This is a genomic window from Achromobacter sp. 2789STDY5608621, assembly GCF_001299375.1.
GTDB classification, from domain to species: Bacteria; Pseudomonadota; Gammaproteobacteria; order Burkholderiales; family Burkholderiaceae_B; genus Achromobacter; species Achromobacter insuavis.
This window is the reverse complement of record NZ_CYTU01000002.1, coordinates 368,958-389,252: the sequence shown is the minus strand read 5'-3', so window position 1 is coordinate 389,252 and position 20,295 is coordinate 368,958. Positions and strand designations below refer to the sequence as shown.

Here is a 20,295-nt window from a genome sequence, read left to right as displayed (position 1 = left end):
GGATCCAGCCCGCAGAACGCCACCGCCGCATCGCTGCTGGCGAAGTGGATACGGTTGAACAACGCCGTCAGGGCGGCCCCATTGATCGGCCCGATGCCGCAGATGCTGGTCAACAGCCCGTACGTCTTGGCCCACTCGCTCTGGGCCTTGATCTTGGCGATCAACTCGCGTTCGAGCTGCTCGGCCCAGGCGCTCAAGCTGGCCAGGGCCTGCTTCTGATGCTTGCTGGCGCAGCCATGGCGCTGCGCCGACAGTCTCAAGGACGTGCCGACCCGCACGACCGTTGACCTCAGTGCCTGAAGCGCCCGAACCTGTTGCAGCTCGGGCGAGATCGGCTCGTAGCGGTGCAACTTGGTGTGGCGCTGCGCGATGTACTGGGCAATGACTTGGGCATCCAGCCGGTCGGTCTTGCCTCGGTTGCCCAGCGAGATCGCGTAGTGGTGCACGTGCGTCGGGTTCAAGACGTACACCACGAAGCCGCGCTCGTGCGCCAGGCGGGCCAACAACTCCTGGTAACCCCCCGTCGCCTCCATCGCGATCACGCTGCTGGCCGGCAGACGCTTGAGCCAACCGACGATGCCCGATCGGTTGTTGGGCACGATCCCGGACACGATTGCGCCCTCGTGGCCGGCCACTTGCAACTCGAACTTACCGACATCGACCCCAATAAAGCAGCCAGATATTTGCATGATGGCTCTCCCTGCGATACGTTTAGTCCGCTGGGGTAGCCTCGCCTCGGGCGTTACCTTGCGATCAATCGGCGGTCCTAGGCCGCTAGATTCCTTATCGACGCTGTGAGGCGGGGTGGGATGCTCTCGTTGTGGCAGTCCGGGTGCTACCGGCTGATGGTTGAGCACGTCCCTACCCCAGCACCCTCCCACTGCGGAAGGCGCATCTACACCATACAAGGTTGAGCACGGGGAAGTCCGGAGCGAACGCTCCGGACCGCAATCGCAGGCGCGCCCACCCGCGCGCCACCCGCGCCGGGCGGCCTACGTAGCACCGGACGCCCCACGAAGCAACAATCGCCAAAAAAAAACCGCCACGCAAACGCGCAGCGGCTTCATCACGCCCAGGGGAAAAATCCCCCCTCAAAGGTACCGCTTGAACCACTCAAGCATCCGCCCCCACCCGTCCTTGGCCGCCTCCGCCTGATAACTCATCCGGTAATCCGCCATGAACGCATGATCCGCCTGCGGATACACCACGAACTCCGAGCGCCGGGCATGCTCGTTCCCCGCCGCCAGCTTGCCCTTCATGATCTCGATATCCGACACCGGAATCCCCGTATCCTTGGCGCCATACAACCCCAGCACCGGCGCATGCAGCTCATTGACCACATCGAACGCATAGCGCTTGATCAACGGCCCGTGGCCCGCGCTCAGCTTGCCGTACCAGGCCACGCCCACCTTCACATCCGGGTTGTGCGCCGCGTACATCCACGTCAGGCGCCCGCCCCAGCAGAACCCCGTCACAGCCACCCGCTTCGGATCGCCGCCATGCTGCGCGGCCCAGGCCACGCTGGCGTCCAGGTCGGCGAACACTTGTTCGTCGGACACTTTGCTGACGATCTCGGCGATCAGCTTGGGGATATCGGTATAGGTCGACGCGTCACCCTGGCGCTCGTACAGGTTCGCGGCCACGGCCAGATAACCGGCGTTGGCCACGCGGCGGCAGACATCCTTGATGTGCTCGTGCACCCCGAAGATCTCCTGAACCACCAGCACCACCGGCAGGTCGCGCTTGCCCTCGGGGGCGGCGTAATAGGCGCTGATGGATCCATCGGCCACGGGCAGCTGGAAATCCCCGTGAACCAGCCCCTGGGCATCCGTGTGGATCACGGTGGGGGCGACGTTGCCGGCGGCGGCGGAAAAACTCATGGCGAACTCCTGTGTAGGGATCAACGCGGAGCCGGCGCGCCGCGGTTCGCCATCGGGGCGAGCGCGACAGGACCGGCCAGGATCGGAAACAAAGCCGGGTATCGCGACCGCACGCCTCAATGTGTGTGGACGTGCTCCGTGCGTGCCGCGCCGGCGCCCGCCTCGTGCTCATGCCCGTGGTGCATCAGGGTCGTCACGCTGTAGATCAGCGCCACGCCCACGCCCACCAGCAGCAGTTGCGGCACCGCATCGGCCAGGGATACCCGTTCGTGCATCTGCGGCATCAGGTCGGCCACCGAGATGTAGAGGAAGCTGCTGGCGGCAACCACCAATACGTACGGCACCCAGTCCTGGGCCTGCTGCAGCACGAAGTAACCTATTATGCCGCCCAAGGCTGAACACAAGCTGGTGAACAGGATCAGCGCGAAGGCGCGGCGCCGCGCCAGGCCGGCATTGAGCAGCACGACGAAGTCGCCCAGCTTGTGCGGCACCTCGTGCACGATGATCGAGGCCGCCGTCAGCACGCCCAGCAGCGGATCGGTCAGGAAGGCCGCCGCCACCAGCACGCCGTCGCACAGATTGTGCAGCGAGCTGCCGATCAGGATCAGCACGCCCCCGCGCCCCGCCTCGTGGCGGTCATGGCCATGGTGATGATGATGCCCGTCGCCCTCGTGGTGATGGCTGTGGCGCAGCAGCGCGATCTTCTCCAGCACGAAAAAGCCGATCAGCGACGCCAGCATCAGCCCGAACAGCACATGCGCGTCGGCCACGCCGCTCTCGAAGGCTTCCGGTAGCAGGTGCAGCAGCGCCACCGACAGCAGCACCCCCACGGACAGGCTGACCATGTGATGCAGGTAATGGGCGAACACCTTGTAGGCCAGCCAGCTGGCGACAAGGACGGCGATGAGGCCACCGGTGACGGTGGCAAGCAGGACCCAGAGCAGCAGCATTTGGGGGACGTATTATGGTCAGGGGGAAGCGCAACATTATATTGTTGCAGCCGCAAAAGCGGAAATGGGCAGCCGGACCGCTGTGCGACCCGGACGGCCCGATTCAAGAGGTTCGCGGCGAGCGGCCCGTTTCCGGGCGCCGTCGACCAGGCGTCAGTGCGCCTGTTCCCAGTTCTTGCCCACGCCCACCTCGGCCACCAGCGGCACGCGCAGCTCGGCCACGTTGCACATCAGCCGCGGCAGGGCTTCCTTGACCACTTCCAGCTCCGCGTCGGGCGCTTCCAGCACCAGTTCATCGTGCACCTGCATGATCATGCGGGTCTGCAGCTTTTCGGCCTCGAGCCAGTCCTGCACCGCCACCATGGCCATCTTGATGAGGTCGGCCGCGGTGCCCTGCATCGGCGCGTTGATCGCCGCGCGCTCGGCGCCTTGCCGGCGCGGACCGGATGCGCCGCGGATCTCCGGCAATTGCAGCCGGCGCCCGAACACGGTCTCGACGTAGCCCTGCTCGCGCGCCACGCGGCGCGTGTTCTCCATGTACATCGCCACGCCGGGATAGCGGGCAAAGTAGCGGTCGATATAGGCCTGCGCCGCGTCGCGCGTGATGCCCAGGTTCGACGCCAGGCCGAACACGCCCATGCCGTAGATCAGGCCGAAGTTGATGGCCTTGGCCGCGCGCCGCTGCTCGGACGACACGTCCGCCAGCGACACGCCGAACACTTCCGAAGCGGTGGCGCGGTGGATGTCCTCGCCGGCGGCGAAGGCGCGCTGCAGGTTGGCGTCATCCGACACGTGCGCCATGATGCGCAGCTCGATCTGCGAATAGTCGGCCGACAGCAGCAGGCCCTGCTCGGCGATGAACGCCTCGCGCACCCGGCGCCCGGCCTCGGTGCGCACGGGAATGTTCTGCAGATTGGGATCGGACGAGGCCAGCCGGCCCGTGATCACCGCGGCCTGCGAATAGTGCGTGTGCACGCGGCCGGTGTCGGGGTTGATCATGCGCGGCAGCTTGTCCGTGTAGGTGGACTTGAGCTTGGACAGCCCGCGGTACTCCAGCAGCACCTGCGGCAGCGGATAGTCCTGCGCCAGCTTGCTCAGCACTTCCTCGTCGGTCGACGGCGCGCCGCCGGCGGTCTTGCGCACCACCGGCAATTCCATCCGGCCGAACAGGATCTCGCCCAGCTGCTTGGGCGAATTCAGGTTGAAGGGCTGCCCGGCCAGTTCATAGGCCTTCTGTTCCAGCTGCAGCATTTCCTGGCCCAGCTTGTGGCTCTGGCGGCCCAGCTCGGCCGCATCGACCTTGACGCCGTTGCGCTCGATCGTGGTCAGCACCGCCGACACCTGCATTTCCAGCCGGTAGATGCGTTCCAGCCCGGCATCGGCCGCCACCTGCGGCCGCAGCACCTGGTGCAGTTGCAGCGTGAAGTCGGCGTCCTCGGCGGCATAGTGGCCGGCCTTGTCCACCGCCACTTCGTCGAAGCCGATCTGCTTGGCGCCCTTGCCGCACAGGTCTTCGTACGAGACGCCGCTGCGGCCCAGGTAGCGCTGCGCCAGGTCGTTCAGGCCGACGCCGCGATGCGACTCCAGCACGTAGGCCTGCAGCATGGTGTCTTCGGCGATGCCCGCCAGGCGGATGCCTTCGTTGGCGAACACGTGGGTGTCGTACTTGGCGTGGTGCAGCAGCTTGGCGCGCGAGGCGTCCTGCAGCCACGGGCGCAGGCGCTCCAGCACCTCGGCCTTGGGCAGCTGGGTCGCGCCATCGGGGCCGCGATGCGCCACCGGGATGTAGCAGGCCACGCCCGGCGCCACCGCCATCGACAGGCCCACCAACTTGGCCTGCATCTCGTCCAGCGAGGTGGTCTCGGTGTCCAGCGCCACCAGCTCGGCGCCCTGAGCCAGCTCCATCCAGGCGTCGAACGCCTGCCAGTTGTCGATGATGCGGTAATCCAGTTCCGTCGGCGCGGCCGGCGCTTCGACCGCCACGCGCGCGTCGCCCGTGGGCACGCGCTCGGCGTCGCCGGTCAGGTCGCGCAGCCAGGTGCGGAAACCATAGCGCTCGTACAGTTCGGTCAGCGTGGCCTCGTCGCGGCCGCGCGGGGTCAGGTCGTCGACGCTGTCGACGTGACCGGTCAGGTCGCAGTCGCACTTGACCGTCAGCAACTGGCGCGTCAGCGGGAAGTTGGGGATCGCTTCGCGCAGGTTGCTGCCGGCCACGCCCTTGATGCCCTCGGCGCCCTCGACCAGCTTATCGATCGAACCGAATTCCGAGATCCACTTGGCGGCCGTCTTGGGGCCGACCTTGGTCACGCCCGGCACGTTGTCGACGGTATCGCCCACCAGCATCAGGTAGTCGACGATGCGGTCCGGCGGCACGCCGAACTTGTTGACCACGCCGGCCTCGTCCAGCACCTCGCCGCTCATGGTGTTGACCAGCGTGACGTGGCTGTTGACCAGTTGCGCCAGGTCCTTGTCGCCGGTGGACACCACCGTGTGCACGCCGCGCTCGGCGGCGCGGCAGGCCAGCGTGCCGATCACGTCATCGGCCTCGACGCCCTCGATGGCCAGCACCGGCCAGCCCAGCGCGCGCACGGCGCGGTGGATGGGTTCGATCTGGGCCGCCAGGTCTTCCGGCATGGGCGGGCGGTGCGACTTGTATTCCGGGTACAGGTCGTCCCGGAAGGTCTTGCCACGCGCATCGAAAATACATGCGGCATACTCTGCCTTATAGTCGGATACAAGCTTGCGCAACATATTGACCACGCCGTACAGCGCACCCGTAGGTTCGCCTTGCGCATTGCGCAAATCAGGCATAGCGTGAAAAGCGCGGTACAAGTAGCTTGAACCGTCGACCAGCAATAAGGTTTTTTTCATGGTTACAAAGGCAGATATGGCAACAACTGCGGCAACAATTGCGGCGACGCCCGCCGAAAAACAAATTCCGCTGATTATGTCAGAGATACGGACGGCGGCCGAAAAGCTGGCGAACATCGGGCCGGCAGTCAGTGTCTTTGGCAGTGCGCGCGTCAGCCGCAACTCCCCCCACTACGAAACCACCGTGGCAATCTCGGCCGCCCTGGCCGAGGCGGGTTTTGCGGTCATCGCGGGCGGCGGCCCGGGCATCATGGAAGCCGCCAACAAGGGCGCGTTCGAAACCGGCGGCACCAGCATCGGGCTGAACATCAGCCTGCCGCACGAAGCGCACAACAACGAGTATCAAACCATCAGTCTATCGTTTGAGTACTTTTTTTCACGCAAAGCCACGTTTTTCATGCACAGCTTCGCCTACGTGGCGATGCCGGGCGGCTTCGGCACCCTGGACGAGCTCTTCGAAGCGTTGACGCTGATCCAGACCGGCAAGGTCCCGCCCGCGCCCATCGTGCTGGTGGGCAGCGAGTACTGGTCGGGCCTGGTCGAATGGCTGGGCGGCCAGGTGCTGGGCAACGGCATGATCGGCGCGCATGACCTGGATCTTTTCATCATCGAGGACGATCCGCGCAAGGTCGTGCGCAAGGTGGTCGAATTCCACCAGAAGGCCAGCACGGAAGCGCAATACGCGCCGTCGCTGCCGGCCTGACCGGCGCCGGCCCGCCGCGCGCGGGCCGGACACTCCAGGCGGCCGCCGCCAGCGGCCGTCCCGCCCCGCTTATTTGCGCATGAACGACGGCAGCACGTCGGCCGGAATCGGGCAGACATAGGGCTGGCCGCGGCGCATCTCCAGCAGTTCTTCCTTGGCGCGCGCCAGCGCCTCGGGCTGGCCGTACAGATCGGCGGCGGTGGCCGCGATGACCTTGGCCGCGTGCACCATGCCCTTGTGCGCCAGCGACAGCTTGCCCTGCGCCACCATCTGCCACGAATGGAACGGCGTGCCGTAGGCATAGCAGGCGCCCCAGCACTGCGCCGTGGGCGTCACCCAGCTGACGTCGCCGACGTCGGTCGAGCCATAGCTGATCTCGCGCTTGCCCGGTTCGTACGGCGCCACGCCACTGAACAGCGGCGTCGGATTGCGCAGCACCGCCCCCAGGTTCTTGCCGGCATTGTCGATGTCATCGGCGGAAATCGCGTCCCACATGCGGCGCGCGGCCTGCTGTTCGCCTTCGGTGTACGCGGGCCCCTGCAGCGCCTGCATGTTGGCGTACATGACCTGGTTGAGCACGCCGTTGGGGATGTAGTTCGAGCAGGCCTTGTCGAACACGATCTCCAGCTCGCAATCGGTCATCAGCGCCGCGCCGCGGGCCACGTTCTTGACCCGTTCATACAGCTCGGCGGCCTGCGAATTGATGGGCGCGCGCACCAGGTACAGCACCTCGGCGCGGGCCTGCACCACGTTGGGCGAGATGCCGCCGCTGTTGGTCACGGCGTAGTGCACCCGCGCGTCCGGCACCATGTGCTCGCGCAGATAGTTCACGCCCACGTTCATCAACTCCACCGCGTCCAGCGCGCTGCGCCCCAGGTGCGGCGAATTGGCGGCATGCGCGGCAACGCCGCGAAAGCGGAAATAGGCCTGGATGTTGGCCAGCGACGACTGGTGGAAGATGCCGGTGTGCGAAGCCGGATGCCAGGTCAGCGCCGCGTCCAGGTCGTCGAACAGCCCGGCGCGCGCCATGAAGGTCTTGCCCGACCCGCCCTCCTCGGCCGGACAGCCGTAGAAGCGGATGCGGCCCGGCAGGCCGTTGCTCTCCAGGAATTCCTTGACCGCCACCGCGGCGAAATGCGCGGCCGTGCCCAGCAGGTGGTGGCCGCAGCCATGGCCGTTGCCATTGGGCGTTTCCGGCGACGGCTGGCAGGCGTAGGCGCCGCTCTCCTGGCTCAGGCCCGACAGGGCGTCGTATTCGCCCAGGATGCCGATGACCGGGCCGCCCGCGCCGGCCTCGGCGACGAACGCCGTCGGGATGCCGGCCGCGTCGCGGGCGACGCGAAAGCCGGCCTCTTCCAGCATGGCGATGTGCAGTTCGGCCGATTTGTGCTCGTCATAGCGCAGCTCGGCCAGGCTCCAGATGCGGTCGCTCAGTTCCGCATAGCGGTCGCTGCGGGCGTCGATGAACGGGGCAAGTTTGTCGATGGCTCCCATCGTGTCTCCAGTGGCGGTTCTACAGGATTGGTTCTACAGGATCTACCCGCGCCGGCGACGACACGCCACCGGCGGTGCAACGCTTACTCGTCAAGCTTGATGGCCGCAGTTTCAATGATTTTGCGGTTGGCGGCCAGCGTCTGCGCGATGCGCTGGCCGAAGGCCTGCGGCGTGCCGGTGTCGGGCTCGGCGCCCAGGCCGGCCAGGCGCTGCACCAGCGCCGGATCCGCCATGGCTTGCCGCACCGCGTCATTGAGCTTGCCCACCACCGCGTCGGGCGTGCCGGCCGGCGCCACCAGGCCGAACCAGGTCTGGCCCAGCGCGTTCAACTGCGGATAGCCCAGTTCGGCCAGCGTCGGCAATTGCGGCAGGCCCGCCAGGCGCGTCGGCGCGGCCACCGCGATCGGGCGCAGCTTGCCCGCCTTGATCAGCGACTGCGCCGAGGCGTACTGGTCCTGCTGCACCTGCACCTCGCCGCCCACCGCGGCGGTCAGCGCCGGCCCCATGCCGCGGTACGGCACGTGCAGCACCTCGACCTTGAGGTCGGCATTCATCGCCGCCAGGTTCAGGTGGCCAAGCGAACCGACGCCCGGCGAACCGAAGGAATACTTGCCGGGATGGGCGCGCAGTTCGGCCAGGAACTGGGCGAAGTCGGTCGCCGGAAACGCCGGGTTGACCATCCACACCACCGGCACGTTCGCCACCGAACCGACCGGCTTCAACTGGGTCGCCGGATCGACGCGGGCGGTGCCGTACAGCAGCGGATTGACCGCCATGGTGCTGACCGTGGCCATGCCCAGGGTGTAGCCATCGGGTTCGGCGCGCGCCACCGCCTCGGTGCCGATCAGGCCGCCAGCGCCGGCGCGATTTTCCACCACCACGCTCTGGCCCAGCTGCTTGCGCAGGCCATCGGCCACGGCCCGCGCCAGCACGTCGGTGGAACCGCCGGGCGCGAACGGCACGATCAGGCGCACCGGCTGCGAGGGATAGGCGCCCTGCGCGAGCGCCACGGAAGAAGCGCCGGCCAGGGCGGCGCAGACGACAGCATGCAACAGACGGGACTTCATGGAACGGCGCATCCTCGAATGGAAACCGGTAGCCGGCGTCACGCCATTCTGGGCAGGGCATATCCTTATTTCAAATACATTAATGGACTCATATATTCGCATTTTGAATAGCTCATTCCCCCGCGCCATGGATGTCGCCCCCGCTACCCTGCTTGCCCGCCTGCTGGCCAAGGGCCGCCTGCGTCACCTGCAACTGCTGGCCGGCGTGGCCGAACTGGGCAGCCTGCAGCAGGCCGCCGCCCAGATCGGCATGAGCCAGCCCGCCGCCACCCACGCCCTGGCCGACATCGAATCCCTGCTGGGCGTGGAACTGTTCGAGCGCCACGCCCGCGGCATGCGCACCACCCGCAGCGGACAACTGATGGCCGATTGCGCGCGCGGCATGCTCACCACGCTGCGCGCCTCGACCGACTCGGTGGCCGCCCTGCGCGGCGGGGCCTCGGGCAACCTGCGCCTGGGCGCCATCCCGGCGGCCAGCAGCGGCCTGCTGGCCGAACGCCTGCCGGCCTACATGCGGACCCATCCCGACCTGCAGGTGGACTTTCAGGAAGGCAGCCGCGAACAGCTGCTGCCGCTGGCGGCCGCCGGCAACCTGGACCTGCTGCTGTGCCGGCGTCCGGAAGCGGTGCCCGCCGGCCTGGAATTCGTGCCGCTGCGACAGGATGCCGCCGTCATCGTCGCCACGCCCGGCCATCCCCTGCTGGCCGGCGACGCCGCGCCCACCCTGGCCCAGGTGACGTCCCAGCTCTGGATACAGCCGCGGCCCGAACTGGCGATCCACGCCGTCTTTACCGCCTTCTTCGAGCGCGCCGGCGTGGTGCCGCGGCTGTGCCGCCTGGCCAGCGCCGCGCCGCCCATGCCGCTGCTGATCGCGGTCATGCAGGCGCAGCAGGCGCTGGCCATGGTGCCGCTGACGCTGGCCGGCTGGTATCTGCAGCACGGCCATTTCCAGCGCCTGCGGATCGAGTCGCCGGGTGCGTTCCAGCCCATCGGCGCCCTCGTGGGCGAGGCCGGCCCGGGCCGCGAATTCCTGCACTGGCTGATGCGCGCGCCGGACCGGCAGGCCCCCTAGCCTCCGCGCCGAGGCCGGCTCAACGCAGCGCCCGCTCGATCGCCTCGCGCGCCTGACCGATAAAAGGGTCTTCGCCCGGTCGCGGCGGCAGCAGGCGGAACTCGACATCGGGCAAGGGCGGCAGGCCCGGCGCCTGCAGGCGGCCGATGCCGGGCGTCAGCGCCGACTCGTTCAGGCAGGCCACGCCAAGCCCCGCCGCGATCGCCAGCTGCAACCCCGCCACGCCCGAGGCCACGTGCGCCACCGCGTACGGCACCGCGCGCCGCGCCAGCAGCCGCTCGGCGTATTGGCGCAACGCGCAGGTCTCGGGCAACGCCAGCAACGGCAGCGGCTCCGGCGGCGCCAGCGCGCCCTCGGCCGCCATCCACAGCAATGACTCGCGCCGCAGCAACGGCCCCTGCGGCCGCCCTTTCGACGCGCCGCGCTCCTGGATCACCATCGAGATGCCGACATCGACCTCGCCGCGTTCGTAGGCGGCTTCGATGGTGCCGCTCTTCATGATGGTGACGTGCATGCGCACCTGCGGGTACTGCTCGTTCAGCCGCCGCAGCAGCCGCGCCACGTCACCGGGGCGGAAGTAGTCGGTGATGCACAGCCGCAGCTCGCCGCGCAGCGCCACGCCGCGCAGGTCGCGAAAGGCCTCGTCGCTCAGCGCCAGGATAGCGCGCGCGTGGGCCAGCAGGCGCTCGCCGGCGGGGGTGGCGATCACGCCCGCCTTGCCGCGGATCAGCAGCGGCTGGCCGGCCCGTTCCTCCAGCTTGCGCATCTGCTCGCTGACCGACGACTGCGACAGGAACACCTTGGGCGCGGCGGCGGTCAGGCTCCCGGCGTCCAGCACCGCCACCAGGGTGCGCAGCTGGTCGAGATCGAATCCGGACATGATTTATCCAACGGCTTATACGATGACTGAAATCGTAAATTCCCGCTTTTCCGATGTCAATGCGGTCCCTACACTGGCTCCATTCCCCTCACCCAAGGAGCCTGTCATGCCCCACATCGTCATCCACGTTTCCGGCCAGCCCGACGCCGCCCGCACCCGCCGCATCGTCGATTCGGTCGCCGGATTGACCCAATCCATGCTCGGCAAGAAACTGCCGGTCATCGCCATCACGCTGCAGCACATCCCCCACGACCAGTGGTTCATCGGCGCGCGCCCGCTGTCGGAAGCGGGCAGGAACGCCTTCCACCTGGATATCAGCGTCACCGACGAGACCAACACCAAGGCCGAGAAGGCGCGCTTCATCCAGGAGATCTACGCGTCCTTCAGCGAGATCCTGGGCGAGCTGCACGAATGCTCCTACGTGCACGTGATCGACGCGCGCGCGGCGGCCTATGGCTATGGCGGCAAGACCCAGGAATACCGGCACCAGCATGCCTGAGCCCGCGTGCCGGCGCACGGGCGGCGGCCGCTGCGCCCCGCCGCCGGCAAGCCTCCGGCCATGAATGAAAAAAGCCGCGCACCCCGAAGGGTGTGCGGCTTTTCCGATTGCCAGGCGCGCGGGACAGACGTCCCGCCTCGCCTTACACGGCGGATTCGCGTGCGGCGCGCTTGCGGTCGTTTTCCTGCAGGTGACGCTTGCGCAGGCGGATCGACTTGGGCGTGATTTCGACCAGTTCGTCGTCGTCGATGAATTCCACGGCGTATTCCAGCGACATCTGGATCGGGGGCACCAGACGCACGGCTTCGTCGGTGCCCGAGGCGCGCACGTTGGTCAGCTGCTTGCCCTTGATCGGGTTCACGACCAGGTCGTTGTCACGGCTGTGGATGCCGATGATCATGCCTTCGTACAGCGCATCGCCCGGGTTCACGAACATGCGGCCGCGATCCTGCAGCTTCCACAGCGCGTAGGCCACGGCGTCGCCGTTGTCCTGGCTGATCAGCACGCCGTTGCGGCGCTCGCCGATCGAGCCTTCCTTGATGGGCGCGTATTCGTGGAAGATGTGGCTCATCAGGCCGGTGCCGCGCGTCAGCGTCAGGAACTCGTTCTGGAAGCCGATCAGGCCACGGGCGGGGATCAGGTATTCCAGGCGGGTGCGGCCACGGCCGTCCGGCTGCATGTCCTGCAGATCGCCCTTGCGGCGGCCCAGTTCTTCCATCACGCCGCCCTGGTGGGCGTCTTCGACGTCGATGGTCAGCGATTCGAACGGCTCGCACTTCACGCCGTCGACTTCCTTGAACACCACGCGCGGACGCGACACGGCCAGCTCGTAGCCTTCGCGGCGCATCGTTTCCAGCAGAATCGTCAGGTGCAGTTCGCCGCGGCCCGACACTTCGAACACGGTGTCGTCGCCGGTGTCGCGCACGCGCAGCGCCACGTTCGATTTCAGTTCGCGGTCCAGGCGGTCGCGCAGCTGGCGGCTGGTGACGAACTTGCCTTCACGGCCGGCCAGCGGCGAGGTGTTGACCATGAAGTTCATCGTCAGCGTCGGCTCGTCGATGCGCAGCATCGGCAGCACGTCCTGCGTCACCGGGTCGGTCACGGTGCAGCCGATGCCCAGGTCTTCGATACCGTTGATCAGCACGATGTCGCCGGCTTCGGCTTCATCCACCACGATGCGCTCCAGGCCGTGGAACTTCAGCACCTGGTTGATGCGGCCGCGGCCGCCCTGGCCCTCGGGACCGAACTTGTAGGCCACTTCCATGCCGGGACGCATGCGGCCGCGGTTGATGCGGCCCACGCCGATCTTGCCGACGTAGCTGTTGTAGTCCAGCGAGATGATTTGCATCTGCAGCGGGCCGTTGGGATCGTCGTCACGCTGCGGCACGTGCTGCAGGATGGCTTCGAACAGCGGACGCATGTCGCCTTCGCGCACGTCGGCGCTCAGGCCGGCGTAGCCGGACAGGCCAGAGGCGTACACCACCGGGAAGTCCAGCTGCTCGTCGGTCGCGCCCAGCTTGTCGAACAGGTCGAACGTGGCGTTGATGACGAAGTCGGTGCGGGCGCCCGGACGGTCGACCTTGTTGACCACCACGATGGGCTTGAGGCCCAGGGCCAGCGCCTTGCGGGTCACGAAGATGGTCTGCGGCATCGGGCCTTCGACGGCATCGACCAGCAGCAGCACGCCGTCGACCATCGACAGCACGCGCTCGACTTCGCCACCGAAGTCCGCGTGCCCCGGGGTGTCGACGATGTTGATGTGCGTGCCTTCGTATTCAACGGCACAGTTCTTGGCCAGAATCGTGATGCCGCGTTCTTTTTCCAGGTCGTTCGAGTCCATGACCCGTTCGGTCAGCGCCTGGTTTTCGCGGAAGGTGCCGGATTGGCGCAGCAGCTGGTCGACCAGGGTGGTTTTACCGTGGTCCACGTGGGCGATGATGGCGACGTTGCGCAAGGCGCGAGTCATAGCGAGTCCTTTAAGGTGGTGGCGGGCAGCAAGCCCGCCGGCAATTCGTTCAGTGCAAGCAATGCCTGCTTGGGGTCTGGCATCGCCTGCAAGGCATCCAGCGCAACGGCGCGTTCCAGAGAAAATGGCCCGACGTGCGTGCGCCGCAGCGCCGCCAGGTGGGCGTAACAGCCCAGCGCGCGCCCGATGTCCTGGGCCAGCGTCCGGATGTATGTGCCTTTACTGCAAGCCACATCGATCTCTGCCTGCGTCCCGTTCAGGGACAGCAGCTCGATGCGGTAAATCGTAATCTGCCGCGGCGGGCGTTCCAGCTCGATGCCCTGCCGCGCGTATTCGTACAACGGCTTGCCGTCGCGCTTGAGCGCCGAATACATGGGCGGAATCTGCTCGATCGTGCCCGAGAAACGTGACAGCGCATCGCGCAGGGCCTGTTCCTCGACCACGAAGCCGGGGGCGGCGGTGGACACCACGTTGCCGGTCAGGTCGCCCGAATCGGTTTCCTCGCCAAATTGAAGCGTAGCGCGATATGCCTTGTCGGCGTTGAGCATCGCGCCGGAAATCTTGGTTGCCCGGCCCATGCAGCACACCAGCAGGCCGGTGGCGAAGGGGTCGAGGGTGCCGGTATGGCCAGCTTTCGCCGCGTCCATGGCACGCTTGGCGCGTTGCAGCGCGTGGTTGCTCGACAAACCTACGGGTTTGTCGAGCAACAGCACACCGTCGAGCGCAAGCCCGCGTCGTTTAGCCATCGTCGGAATCCGGAAATTAAAGCAGTGACGACAGCCCGATCAGGACTGGTCTTCAGGTTCGTCGGGCACGCCCGAGTGCGGGCCGGGCCGGTTTGCGCGGTCGATGAGGATCGACATTTCGATACCACGGGCAATCTGCTCGTCGTGGAAGAAGCGCAAAGTGGGGACAGTGTGAATGTGCAGCAGCTTGTACAGCTGGGAGTGCAGCCAGCCGGCCTTCTCGTTCAGCAAGGCGGTCGCGGCCTCGGGCTCGGCGCCCAGGACCGTGAAATACACCTTGGCATGCGCGTAGTCGGTCGACAGTTCCACACCGGAGAGCGTGATCAAGCCAGCGCGGGTCGTGTCGATCTCGCGCTGGATGATCCCGGCCAGATCCTTCTGGATCTGGTCGGCCAGTCGCAGATTGCGACCGGGGATGGCTTTGGACTTGTGACGGCTCATTAGAAACAATGCCTCGCGACGCCTTACAGCGTACGCGCGATTTCCTTGATTTCAAAGACTTCCAGCTGGTCGCCCACCTGGATGTCGTTGTTGCCGCGCAGCGTAAGACCGCAATCGAAGCCCGACTTGACTTCCTTGACGTCGTCCTTGAAGCGGCGCAGCGAATCGAGCTGGCCGGTCCACTGGACCACGTTGTTGCGCAGCAGGCGGACCTGCGAATCGCGACGCACCAGGCCGTCGAGCACCATGCAACCGGCGATGTTGCCGATGCGGGAGATGCTGTAGACCTCGCGGATCTCGACCAGGCCGATGATCTCTTCCTTCTTCTCGGGCGCCAACATGCCCGACATGGCTGCCTTCACCTCGTCCACGGCGTCGTAGATGATGTTGTAGTAGCGCACGTCGATGCCGTTGGTCTCGGCCAGCTTCTTGGCGCTGGCTTCGGCGCGGACGTTGAAGCCGATCACCACGGCGTTCGAGGCGATCGCCAGGTTGATGTCGCTTTCCGAGATGCCACCCACGGCCGCGTGCACCACTTGCACGCGCACTTCGTCGGTCGACAGCTTGGTCAGCGACTGCACCAGCGCTTCCTGCGAACCCTGGACGTCGGTCTTGACGATCAGCGCCAGGGTCTGGGTGCCTTCGCCCAGGTTGTCGAACATCGACTCCAGCTTGGCGGCCTGCTGGCGAGCCAGCTTGACGTCGCGGAACTTGCCCTGGCGGAACAGCGCGATTTCGCGCGCCTTGCGCTCGTCGGACAGCACCATCAGTTCGTCGCCGGCGGCCGGCACTTCGGTCAGGCCCTGGATTTCCACCGGGATCGACGGGCCGGCGGCCTGGATCGGCTTGCCGTTCTCGTCGAGCATGGCGCGGACGCGGCCGAAGCTGGCGCCAGCCAGCACCACGTCGCCGCGGTTCAGCGTGCCGCTCTGGACCAGGATGGTCGCGACCGGGCCGCGGCCCTTGTCCAGGCGGGCTTCGATCACCAGGCCCTTGGCGGGCGCGTCGACCGGCGCCTTCAGTTCCAGCAGTTCGGCTTGCAGCAGCACGTTCTCGAGCAGCGCGTCGATGCCCTCGCCGGTCTTGGCCGACACCGGCACGAACGGCACGTCGCCGCCGTATTCTTCCGGCACCACTTCCTCGGCGACCAGTTCCTGCTTGACGCGCTCGGGGTTGGCGCTGGGCTTGTCGATCTTGGTCATGGCCACCACCATCGGCACGCCCGCGGCCTTGGCATGGTGGATGGCTTCGCGCGTCTGCGGCATCACGCCGTCGTCGGCCGCGCAGACCAGGATGACGATGTCGGTGGCCTTGGCGCCGCGGGCACGCATGGCGGTGAACGCCTCGTGGCCCGGGGTATCCAGGAAGGTCACCATGCCACGCTCGGTTTCCACGTGGTAGGCGCCGATGTGCTGCGTAATGCCGCCGGCTTCGCCCGCGGCGACCTTGGCGCGGCGGATGTAGTCCAGCAGCGAGGTCTTGCCGTGGTCGACGTGGCCCATCACGGTCACGACCGGGGCGCGCGGCAGCTGTTCGGCTTCCGACACGCTGGCGGTTTCGTCCAGGAAGGCTTCCGGGTCGTCGAGCTTGGCGGCGATCGCCACGTGGCCCAGTTCCTCGACCACGATCATGGCCGTTTCCTGGTCCAGCACCTGGTTGATGGTGACCATCTGGCCCAGCTTCATCAATTGCTTGATGACCTCGGCGGCCTTGACGGACATCTTGTGGGCCAGGTCGGCCACGCTGATGGTTTCCGGCACGTGCACTTCACGCGCGATGAATTCCTGCGGCGCGGGCTCGTTGCGGCGGTCGTTCTGCTGGTTGCGGCCGCCACGGCCGCCACTCTTGCCACCGCCCTTGCCGCCGGCGCGCCAGCCGTCACGGCTGGCCGGCGCCGCCGGCTTGTCGGCCGGCTTCTTGCGCGAAGCGTCATCCGACCAGGTCGAAGCGACTTCGGCGGTCTTGATGGTCTTCTTGGTGCCGGGCGCGGCGGGCTTGGCATCCTTCTTGGCGCCAGGCGCGGCGGCGGCCTTGCCGGCCGGCTTGTGCAGCGTGCCCGAGATCGGGGCGGCCGCGGCGGCGGGCGCTTCCGGTTCGGGAGCGCGCAGCACCTTGCGCGGGCGGTTCAGCATCTCGCGCAGCGCGGCGGCTTCGGCCTCGGCGGCACGGCGGGCCTCGTCGCGGCCAGCGCCAGTGGCGGAGGCGGCGAGCGGCGGGCCGGCGCGGCGGTTGTCGATGCGGTTGCCGACCTTGGCGGCGGGCGCAGCGGACTCGACCGGCTTGGCGGCGGATTTCAGGGGTTCAGACTTCGCGGCAGGCGGCACCTGGGCGACAGGCGCGGCGGCCTGGGAGGACGATGGTTCGGACTTATTGGCTAGCACAACGGGTTCCGGCTTGGCTTCTTCAGCCTTGGGCTCGGTGGATTCAGTCTTGACTTCGGGCTTGGCCTCTTCGGCCACGGGCTCGGCAGGAGCGGGCGCCGGCGTCGGTTCCGGTTCAGGCTGGGCCTGGACTTCGGCGGCGGGAGCCGCGACGGGGGCGGGCACTTCGGCCGCGACGGATTCAACAGGCGCGGGCGCTTCAACCGGCGCGGGCGCTTCTACAGCAACGGGCTCTTGCACCGGGGCCGGAGCGGGAGCCTGGACCGGCGCGGCGTCGCGCGGTTCGACCGGCGCGACCACTTCGGGCGCGGCCGGTGCGGACACCTGCTGGGCTTCTTCCGCGCCCGCTTCCTCTTCGGCGCGGGCGGCGGCGGCTTGCTCAAGGGCGATTTCGGAGGGATCACGCTTGACGAACACGCGCTTCTTGCGGACCTCGACCTGGATGGTGCGCGAGCGGCCGGTGGCATCAGCCTGGCGGATCTCGGAGGTCTGGCGGCGCGTCAAGGTGATCTTCTTGCCTTCGGTCGCGCCGTGGGCGCGACGCAGCGATTCGAGCAATTTCGCCTTGTCGCTGTCGGTGACGGAATCGTCCACCGATTTGAGGTCAACGCCAGCCGAGCGCAGCTGTTCCAGCAGCACATTGGCAGGCATTTTCAGCTCGGTAGCGAACTGGGCGACGGTGTTACTCGACATTAGGCTCTCTCTTCCCTATATGCAGCTATTACAAACAACGTGAACATGCAGCGGACTTGACGGCCATCCGCCGCAGACCCGTGTCCTTTTGGTTATTCTTCATCGAACCAATGGGCGCGGGCACGCATGATGAGGTCGCTGGCTTCCTGCTCGGTCAGGCCGGCGATTTCCGCCAGCTCGTCCGTCGCCAGTTCGGCCAGATCATCACGCGTATGCACTTGACGCTCGGCCAGCTTGGCAGCCAGTTCCGGCGTCACGCCTTCAAGTTCAAGCAGATCCTGCGCGGTCTCAAGGCGCTCTTCCTGGGCGATGGCCTCGGTCAGCAGCGCATTGCGGGCACGGGCGCGCAACTCGTTGATGGTGTCTTCGTCGAACGCCTCGATCTCCAGCAGTTCCTGCATGGGGACGTAGGCGATTTCCTCGATACCGGTGAAACCTTCGTCGATGAGGATGTCGGCGACTTCCTCATCGACGTCCAGCTTGTTCATGAACGTGGTGCGCAGGCCCGAACGCTCGACTTCCTGGCGGTTCAGGCTTTCTTCCGGCGTCATGATGTTGATCTGCCAGCCGGTCAGCTCGGACGCCAGGCGCACGTTCTGACCCTTGGCGCCGATCGCCTTGGGCAGGTTTTCCTCGTCGACCACCACGTCCATCGCGTGCTTGTCTTCGTCCACCACGATGGACTCGACATTGGCCGGCGCCAGGGCGCCGATGACGAACTGCGCGGGATCTTCCGACCACAGCACGATGTCGACCTGCTCGCCGCCCAGTTCGTTGCGCACGGCGGTCACGCGCGAACCGCGCATGCCGACGCAGGTGCCGATCGGGTCAATACGCTTATCGTATGCCACCACGGCGATCTTCGCACGCACGCCGGCGTCACGCGCCGCCGCCTTGATCTCGAGCAGGCCCTGCTCGATCTCGGGCACTTCGTTCTCGAACAGCTGGCGGATGAACTCGGGCGAGGTGCGCGACAGGATCACCTGCTGGCCGCGGGCCGCATGGTCGACGCGCAGGACGAAAGCACGGACGCGGTCGGCGACCCGGAGGTTTTCCTTCGGGATCATTTCGGAGCGCGGCAGGCGCGCTTCGATCTTGCCGGTCTCGATGATGGCATCGCCCTTGTCCATGCGCTTGATGGTGCCGGACACGATGGTTTCGCCGCGGTCGAGGAAGTCGTTCAGGACCTGCTCGCGCTCGGCGTCACGGATCTTCTGCAGGATCGCCTGCTTGGCGGCCTGGGCGCCGATACGGCCGAACTCGATCGGCTCGAGCGGTTCCTCGATGTACTCACCCACCTGGATGTTGGGCACGATCTCGACGGCGTCCGACAGCATTTCCTGCTTGTCGGGCTCTTGCAGGCCCGCTTCGTCGGGCACCACCAGCCAGCGGCGGAAACCTTCGTGGTCACCGGTTTCACGATCGATGGCAACACGAATGTCCGCATCATCCTTGAAGCGCTTTTTCATGGCCGAGGCCAGCGCGCTTTCCAGCGCCCCGAACACGACATCACGCGTGACGTTCTTTTCACGCGCCAAGGCATCGACCAACAGAAGAATTTCGCGACTCATCGCTTTTTGCCCTTGAAATCCAGAACGGGATCCAGTTTTGCACGCTCGATATCCTCGACCGTGAAATTCAACACCTGGACTTCGTTCTTTTTTGCCTCAAATTCGAGACCGAACACGGTCTTTTGCATCCCAGCCGCGGCGTCCGGGGCTGCGGGCGCGCCTTCGGGCACGGTCAACGTGCCGGAAAAGACCTTGCGTCCGTCCAATGCCTCGCGCAGCTTGATCTCGATGCGTTCGCCTGCGAAACGGCGGAACTCGGCCTCGTTGCGCAGCGGGCGGTCAATGCCCGGCGAACCGACTTCCAGCCGCTTGTAGTCGATGTTCTCGACCTCGTACACCCGCGACAATTGGCGGGACACTTGCTCGCAGTCTTCGATGCGCACACCGCCGACCCGATCGATCGTGACGCGCAAAAGGCCCAGCGCGGCACGTTCGACGTCGACGAGTTCGACGTCCATGCCGGCCAGTGCCTCTTCGGTCAATGCGAATAAATCAGCCATATACTCAAAAAAAATGGGCTGCACGCCCAGCCCACCGTATTGCACAGTGCCCAGCCGCCACCCTACTGCACGTAAGGAGCAATGCTGGGCAGTGCCCTATATTGCGACCTAAATTTCGGCTCGCGCCGCCCTTGCGACGCACCCGCCAACTCCGCGAGGGCAGTCAGCCCAGACCCGTTTCACCGGGACCCCCTGCGCCGCAAAACCACTGCGGCCACATGGATTCCAGCCATGAAACCGGCCAACGACTCACCCAGCGACCCGTCAGCCCATACAACCTGTACAACCCGCGCACCCATGAAAAACGCCGCATGAGCGGCAAAGCAACGGCGCGGGCCGACAGACGCGAAGCCATGAAAACCATTGATTTTACCAGATAAACCGGAAAAACGCCTGATTCGTCACGGGCTTACGTTTATGTGGGACGGATCCAGCCAGCGGCGCCGCGCGGACGCCGCTGTGGCGCGGGTTTAGCGCCCCCGGCCGCCCCGGCCGCCCATCACGCCCAGGCGCGATTCATGCGCCGACGCGCCGCGAGGCTGCCAGTCGTCGCCACGGGACGAACCCGCATTGCGGGCCGC

General features: G+C 66.6%; 16 protein-coding genes. 3 read left to right on the top strand and 13 right to left on the bottom strand.

Annotation, left to right across the window (positions count from 1 at the left end; genetic code table 11):
• The 4 genes from AOZ53_RS04205 to polA all read right to left on the bottom strand — a co-directional run.
• On the bottom strand, window positions 1–689 hold a 689-nt coding region (locus AOZ53_RS04205), incomplete at its 3' end, for an IS110 family transposase (protein ID WP_054486922.1).
• 402 nt (window positions 690–1,091) lie between these two features.
• Window positions 1,092–1,880, bottom strand: a complete 789-nt coding sequence (locus AOZ53_RS04200) for a dienelactone hydrolase family protein (RefSeq protein ID WP_054486920.1) — start codon at window positions 1,878–1,880, stop codon at window positions 1,092–1,094.
• A 116-nt stretch (window positions 1,881–1,996) separates the two neighbouring features.
• Window positions 1,997–2,830, bottom strand: a complete 834-nt coding sequence (locus AOZ53_RS04195; protein ID WP_054429427.1) for a ZIP family metal transporter — start codon at window positions 2,828–2,830, stop codon at window positions 1,997–1,999.
• 153 nt (window positions 2,831–2,983) lie between these two features.
• Window positions 2,984–5,701, bottom strand: a complete 2,718-nt coding sequence (gene polA / locus AOZ53_RS04190) for a DNA polymerase I (RefSeq protein WP_054486918.1) — start codon at window positions 5,699–5,701, stop codon at window positions 2,984–2,986.
• 76 nt (window positions 5,702–5,777) lie between these two features.
• On the opposite strand from polA, the gene AOZ53_RS04185 reads away from it, so the two are divergent.
• Window positions 5,778–6,404 carry an LOG family protein gene (locus AOZ53_RS04185; protein WP_054429429.1) on the top strand — a complete coding sequence of 209 codons (627 nt, stop codon included), beginning with the start codon at window positions 5,778–5,780 and terminating at the stop codon, window positions 6,402–6,404.
• Window positions 6,405–6,473: 69 nt separating this feature from the next.
• On the opposite strand, the gene AOZ53_RS04180 is transcribed toward AOZ53_RS04185, so the two are convergent.
• Together AOZ53_RS04180 and AOZ53_RS04175 are read right to left on the bottom strand one after the other, a co-directional pair.
• A complete protein-coding gene (locus AOZ53_RS04180; RefSeq protein ID WP_054486916.1) occupies window positions 6,474–7,898 on the bottom strand; it encodes a M20 family metallopeptidase in 1,425 nt (474 codons plus the stop codon).
• A gap of 83 nt (window positions 7,899–7,981) precedes the next feature.
• On the bottom strand, window positions 7,982–8,965 hold the full coding sequence (locus tag AOZ53_RS04175; protein ID WP_054429431.1) for a Bug family tripartite tricarboxylate transporter substrate binding protein: 984 nt from the start codon (window positions 8,963–8,965) through the stop codon (window positions 7,982–7,984).
• A gap of 127 nt (window positions 8,966–9,092) precedes the next feature.
• Between AOZ53_RS04175 and AOZ53_RS04170 the strand changes: the two genes are divergently transcribed.
• A complete protein-coding gene (locus AOZ53_RS04170; protein ID WP_054429432.1) occupies window positions 9,093–10,037 on the top strand; it encodes a LysR family transcriptional regulator in 945 nt (314 codons plus the stop codon).
• A gap of 19 nt (window positions 10,038–10,056) precedes the next feature.
• Here the strand turns inward: AOZ53_RS04170 and AOZ53_RS04165 are convergent, their stop codons facing one another.
• The gene (locus tag AOZ53_RS04165; protein WP_054429433.1) at window positions 10,057–10,917 is read right to left on the bottom strand and encodes a LysR family transcriptional regulator; all 861 of its coding nucleotides are present in this window, start codon (window positions 10,915–10,917) and stop codon (window positions 10,057–10,059) included.
• A gap of 106 nt (window positions 10,918–11,023) precedes the next feature.
• On the opposite strand from AOZ53_RS04165, the gene AOZ53_RS04160 reads away from it, so the two are divergent.
• Window positions 11,024–11,416, top strand: coding sequence for a tautomerase family protein (locus AOZ53_RS04160; protein WP_054486914.1), 393 nt, complete (start codon window positions 11,024–11,026; stop codon window positions 11,414–11,416).
• A 142-nt stretch (window positions 11,417–11,558) separates the two neighbouring features.
• On the opposite strand, the gene typA is transcribed toward AOZ53_RS04160, so the two are convergent.
• From typA to rimP, 6 genes are all read right to left on the bottom strand, one after another.
• A complete protein-coding gene (gene typA / locus AOZ53_RS04155; protein WP_054429435.1) occupies window positions 11,559–13,382 on the bottom strand; it encodes a translational GTPase TypA in 1,824 nt (607 codons plus the stop codon).
• On the bottom strand, window positions 13,379–14,128 hold the full coding sequence (gene truB, locus AOZ53_RS04150; RefSeq protein WP_054429436.1) for a tRNA pseudouridine(55) synthase TruB: 750 nt from the start codon (window positions 14,126–14,128) through the stop codon (window positions 13,379–13,381). The genes typA and truB overlap by 4 nt, the downstream gene beginning before the upstream one ends.
• A gap of 39 nt (window positions 14,129–14,167) precedes the next feature.
• Window positions 14,168–14,569: a 30S ribosome-binding factor RbfA gene (rbfA, locus tag AOZ53_RS04145; protein WP_006388333.1), complete on the bottom strand. Its 402-nt coding sequence runs from the start codon at window positions 14,567–14,569 to the stop codon at window positions 14,168–14,170.
• Between the two features lie 23 nt (window positions 14,570–14,592).
• Window positions 14,593–17,643, bottom strand: a complete 3,051-nt coding sequence (gene infB, locus AOZ53_RS04140) for a translation initiation factor IF-2 (RefSeq protein WP_054429437.1) — start codon at window positions 17,641–17,643, stop codon at window positions 14,593–14,595.
• A gap of 92 nt (window positions 17,644–17,735) precedes the next feature.
• Window positions 17,736–19,214, bottom strand: coding sequence for a transcription termination factor NusA (gene nusA / locus AOZ53_RS04135; protein ID WP_006396231.1), 1,479 nt, complete (start codon window positions 19,212–19,214; stop codon window positions 17,736–17,738).
• Window positions 19,211–19,714, bottom strand: a complete 504-nt coding sequence (gene rimP, locus AOZ53_RS04130) for a ribosome maturation factor RimP (RefSeq protein WP_054486912.1) — start codon at window positions 19,712–19,714, stop codon at window positions 19,211–19,213. The genes nusA and rimP overlap by 4 nt, the downstream gene beginning before the upstream one ends.
• Between the last annotated feature and the right edge of the window lie 581 nt (window positions 19,715–20,295).